The following is a 4,770-nucleotide window of genomic DNA, read 5'->3' on the forward strand; positions in this document are numbered from 1 at the left end:
CTTAGTTGTTTGGCGATTACTAAGTTACTAATTCTTAACGAATTGGGCAAATCTTAAAGCCTTTTTTATTGGCAATAATTGTTAAATTTTAAGTATAATCATCTACTTGCGAAACTTGAGTAATAACAATCCTTCCATCATCTGCCAACTTCCATGCCATCGCCTACAATGAGATGAAAGTTGAGAAAGGACAGGCAACGCTGCTCGAAGTCCGTAATATCGGCGGACTTCGCGCTGAAACCTATACCGCTGAAAAGCTTCAATGGTATTTCCTCCAATACTCAGCCCGGAACACGTATATCAAGAAGCCACAGTTTCATGTCGCTGTCAGTTGCAAGGGCACGGAATACTCTCATCAGCAACTACTTGACATTGCTCACAGCTACCTCAAGGAGATGGGCTATGCGGATGAAGGACAGCCTCTGTTGGTCTATGCTCACCACGATACGGACAATAACCATATCCATATCGTCACCTCCCGTGTAGCTCCCGATGGACATAAGATTGACCATCATCATGAGAAACGTCGCTCACGAGCCGTGACTCTGGAGATTATGAAGGAATACACTGGGCAGAAGCAGGAGCCAGAGGTCAACGACATAGCGAAGGATGCGCTTTCGTATCGCTTCACTTCCAAAGCCCAGTTCTGTGCCATCATGGAGAGCTTGGGCTATGAATGTAAGGATGACAACGAGAAGCCCGTTATTCACCTCTACCGTAATGGTGAGGAGCTTGGAACCATCCGTGCCCAACTCATCATGCAGTATGCACTGAAAGAAAACAAGCCCGATGACAAACGTTGTCGGCAACTTCGTGCCATTCTGCAAAAGTACCGCAACCTGTCTGCCAACAAGGAAGAACTTGCAGCTCACATGAAACGTAAGTTCGGTATCAGCCTGGTGTTTATCGGCAAGGCGGACAGGCCCTACGGTTACATCGTTGTTGATTACAAAAACAAGACGGTCTTCAAAGGTGGTGAGTTCCTTAGTATCAAGGAGCTGCTCCAGTTTGAGGATGCCGCTACTCGCTTTGCAAAGATTGAGAAGACGATTGACGACCTGCTTGCCGATAATCCGAAACTTACCACGGCAGACATCAACCGCGTTCTCTATCGGCAATTCGGCACGCGCATCCACAGAGGAACAGTTTCGTGGAATGGTGAGACCATCAATCTGCGAGAGTCTGTTGTTCGTCAACTTCATGACAACTACTTGGAGTCGAGAGGAATTGTTAAGCAGGTCAATACTCATCAGTCAAGGAGCCAGCAGCCAAAGCTGTCATCTTCCGCTGGCTCCAGTACCGCAATCAGCTATGTTGCGGACAGTCAGGCAGGTTCAAAGGATGCTAATCGTGAAAATGAGCTCGGCCATGGCATGAACGTGAATGATGTGGACGATGAACAGAGTCAGCAAAGTAGATGGCGGCGATAGCTGGTTAGAACTACCTGGGCTCTATGTCACAATAGAGCCCTAAATTCAACAGCAAAGCTCGATAGCTTCTGTTTAAGAGTACTATTCGTTAATAGTTACTACCAAACAACGCATCATTAATTAGTGTTGTATTATTATAAATATGTGCAATTATAAATATACAATCAATAAAGATAAATATTAGTTAAATTTATAATGTTTTTTATAATACATAAATAATTTTCCATACTTTTGTAGTCGAAATAAATCTAACAAACAAAATAACACCTATAGCAATGGATAGAACAAATATATTACTAATAATTGGACTACTTTGTGTCAAAGGAGAAATCATTGCCAATAGCAAATCTTGTGGATTTTTTATTGACAAAGAAGATATTTTTGTATCCGCAAAAATACATAAAGACACGTTAGCAGAAGATAGCATAAATACAATGCGTCATTTACAGGAAGTTATTGTTAGTTCCAACTATTCTATCCATAAAGACGGTATCGTGACATACAATGTGGCCACACTGCCCAACATTGATAAAATTCAAACAAACAAATTACTCACTTTAATTCCTGGTGTATCTAAGAATGGGGAAGGTAACTACGAATATTTAGGCAAGCCAATAGTATTCTATCTTAATGGGGTAAGACAGAATCTGGATGCAAAAGCTATAACAGCATTGTTTTCAAGTTTACCTGCATCCGCCATATCCAATATTAAGGTAATTGAAGTAAATAACGGGAAATACCGTGACGATGGAAATCAGGTCGTAGATATAAAGACAAAAAGTAATATCTCCGATGGAAGTATTCTTCAAGGAGGTCTTTCTGGGAGTTTTTTCCGTCATGGAATGGGTGACTGGGGCCCCAACGTTTTCTATATGTTCAAAAAGGGAAAGTGGATCTTCTATAATACTGCTTCCTATATGTCAAACTCTAATTATAGCTTTTCAACTGATAGTACACATTATGGAACCACAGGTTATAACATTTCCCATCGTATAAAGTCTGGTGGACATTACAATGCACTGTCCTACAACTCAAAACTTACCTATACTTTCAGAGACTGCAACCAACTTGATTTCAGTACATATATCTATTATGACTTCGGACACCTATATCACAGAATCAGTCAAGATCAGCAAAAGTCATCAGTACTTGAATCATCTGACGAATATTACCGATATTTCTCTAATGATGATCTTTGGTCCGGGGCATTGGCTTATATCATACCCGACGATAAAAAAGCCTTTCATGGAACAGTATCACTAAATGTCATGTATGGCGGCTTAAGAACCTCTAATAAATATTACGAAATCCCAGCGGAAAACTATTACCAGCGTTCAAGGCTGAAAATGACAGGATGGATGAATTCTGTACTCGCCGATTTTGGAAGTAATTTCAACAAGTTTAGACTCATGTACGGATGGCATATGCAATGGAACTGGATGAATGACCATGCCAACTACGATGACACATTCAATAACCCTACATCACGGAGTTGGTTCTATGGACGAGAACTGATTACCACGGAATACGCTGCTGCATATTATGACATTGACAAGCACCTTACTTTAGGAAGTGGCACTAGAGTGGAAACAACGAACTATAAGCTAAGCTACAAATCTGATGGTTATCAGACTCATAAGGATTTTACAGACATAAATCCTTATATCATGTTTTTCTACAATAGCAAGAACTATAATCTATCGTTGGTTGCATGGAAAAGTACAGCAAGACCTTCGTATCTGAGAATGACACCAGGCAAGCGAAAAGTCACTGACGATTATTACACAGAAGGCAATGCGGATCTTACAAGGACCAAAAATTATTCTGTAAACTTATATAACACATTGTTCAACCTTATAAACATCAACTTCAGATACGTATATTATAAGGGAGCAATTGGGCAAATTTATCAACAAGAAAATGAAATACTATATCAAAGAAGTTTAAATTTTGCTGACATAGAAAACTATAACATTGGTCTTTCGTTACCGATTGCCTTATTCCACAAGAAATTGTATGGTCAGTTGTCTGCAAACTGCACATACGTTAACTTCAAAAAATTCCGTAATGGATATATCCCACCCAAGGGGCGTCCTACGTATTCATGGCAACAGGGCTACACTCTAAGCCTTGGCTATGATGCCACTGACCGATTATCGTTTGATGCTTATGCAGATTTCACACCTAAGCGTAAGTCACTGTTCTACACATCCTATGCAAAAAGTTATGCAGAAATTGGAGCTTCATACCAACTTCTTTCGGACAAGAGTCTAACAGTCGGGGTTGAAGCTAACAATATCTTTGATTCTAATGGCAATAAACAAGATTTTTATTTTGGCGACAATACGAGAAGGGACTACGTCCATTCCAAAGGACCATCATTCAACTTCTATATAAGATTAAGACTGAAGAAAGGAAAGGACGTATCCAACGAATATAAAGAGTATAGTCCAGACATCAAACGTATGACGAAAGAATAAATAGAAACAGAATTCAGAAAGTGTAGCTACACATAACATAATCAACATCAAAAACTAAAATTCACAACAATGAAGAAATTCACATTCAATTCGATCTCTCAGACAGAGATCCTCACTGACGCCCAGCTTGACGAGATTGAGGCAGGCGGCACATGTGATCAGTGCTGTAAGAAAGGCTGCCCTCAACATCAACGCGATGGAAACACACAAAGCCAGCCCGTTCAAACAACAGATCAGAAAGCAACGCTTATGATGGAGAACCGAGTAGAAGTAGCGTCTATAGACGCTATGAAACTTTAGTTCATCAAGGCTTCTGCAGTATCAGTATGCTTAAATGGATATAACTCCCTAATATTTTGTTTGAGATGCATAAAATCCGTTTAGCACAAAGAGTAAAGTCATTAATCTGCAGAGTTTAATCTATCCTCTTACATAATTTAATTTTCAGAAGCAATGAAGAATTCTAAATTCAAATCAATTGCAGATACCGACATTATGTCAGATCAGCAACTTGACAGCATCGAAGCTGGTGCTTGCAGTTCCGGGTGCAAGCCATCATGCCAGCAAGGAAATGCTGGACATAAAGGCAAGACCATCACAGGTACTTATTGCCCTAAACAAAACACCATATCAATATCAATAGGTGCTGTGGCTCAAGCTTCAGAATCGGAATCGGTTCAAGCTGAAGAAGCTATAATATAGTCCTTATGTAAATGAACCTTCTTGATTGAAGAAAAGTTGGCCCAAGGGGGATTGTCCGTGGCGGACGGATGCCGCTGCCTAACCAAAGAACTTGATATGATAGCGTGCTAAAACTATTTTTTTTGCTTACCTTTGCGGTCATGGAACAAGAAAAGATA

At 40.1% G+C, this 4,770-nt stretch carries 4 protein-coding genes; all 4 read left to right on the forward strand.

All coding sequences use genetic code 11. The annotated features are described in order from the left end of the window. The first annotated feature begins 173 nt into the window (after positions 1 to 173). The 4 genes from NG346_RS14210 (at position 174) to NG346_RS14225 (ending at position 4,612) form a co-directional block, all read left to right on the forward strand. Positions 174 to 1,430, forward strand: a complete 1,257-nt coding sequence (locus NG346_RS14210) for a relaxase/mobilization nuclease domain-containing protein (protein WP_262281295.1) — start codon at positions 174 to 176, stop codon at positions 1,428 to 1,430. Positions 1,431 to 1,705: 275 nt separating this feature from the next. After that, positions 1,706 to 3,910, forward strand: a complete 2,205-nt coding sequence (locus tag NG346_RS14215; protein WP_262281294.1) for an outer membrane beta-barrel family protein — start codon at positions 1,706 to 1,708, stop codon at positions 3,908 to 3,910. Between the two features lie 69 nt (positions 3,911 to 3,979). Then, the gene (locus NG346_RS14220; RefSeq protein WP_262281293.1) at positions 3,980 to 4,210 is read left to right on the forward strand and encodes a hypothetical protein; all 231 of its coding nucleotides are present in this window, start codon (positions 3,980 to 3,982) and stop codon (positions 4,208 to 4,210) included. Positions 4,211 to 4,363: 153 nt separating this feature from the next. Next, positions 4,364 to 4,612 carry a hypothetical protein gene (locus tag NG346_RS14225; RefSeq protein ID WP_262281292.1) on the forward strand — a complete coding sequence of 83 codons (249 nt, stop codon included), beginning with the start codon at positions 4,364 to 4,366 and terminating at the stop codon, positions 4,610 to 4,612. The last annotated feature ends 158 nt before the right edge of the window (positions 4,613 to 4,770 follow it).

The sequence above is a fragment of the Hallella absiana genome (assembly GCF_025457485.1).
Classification (GTDB): domain Bacteria; phylum Bacteroidota; class Bacteroidia; order Bacteroidales; family Bacteroidaceae; genus Prevotella; species Prevotella absiana.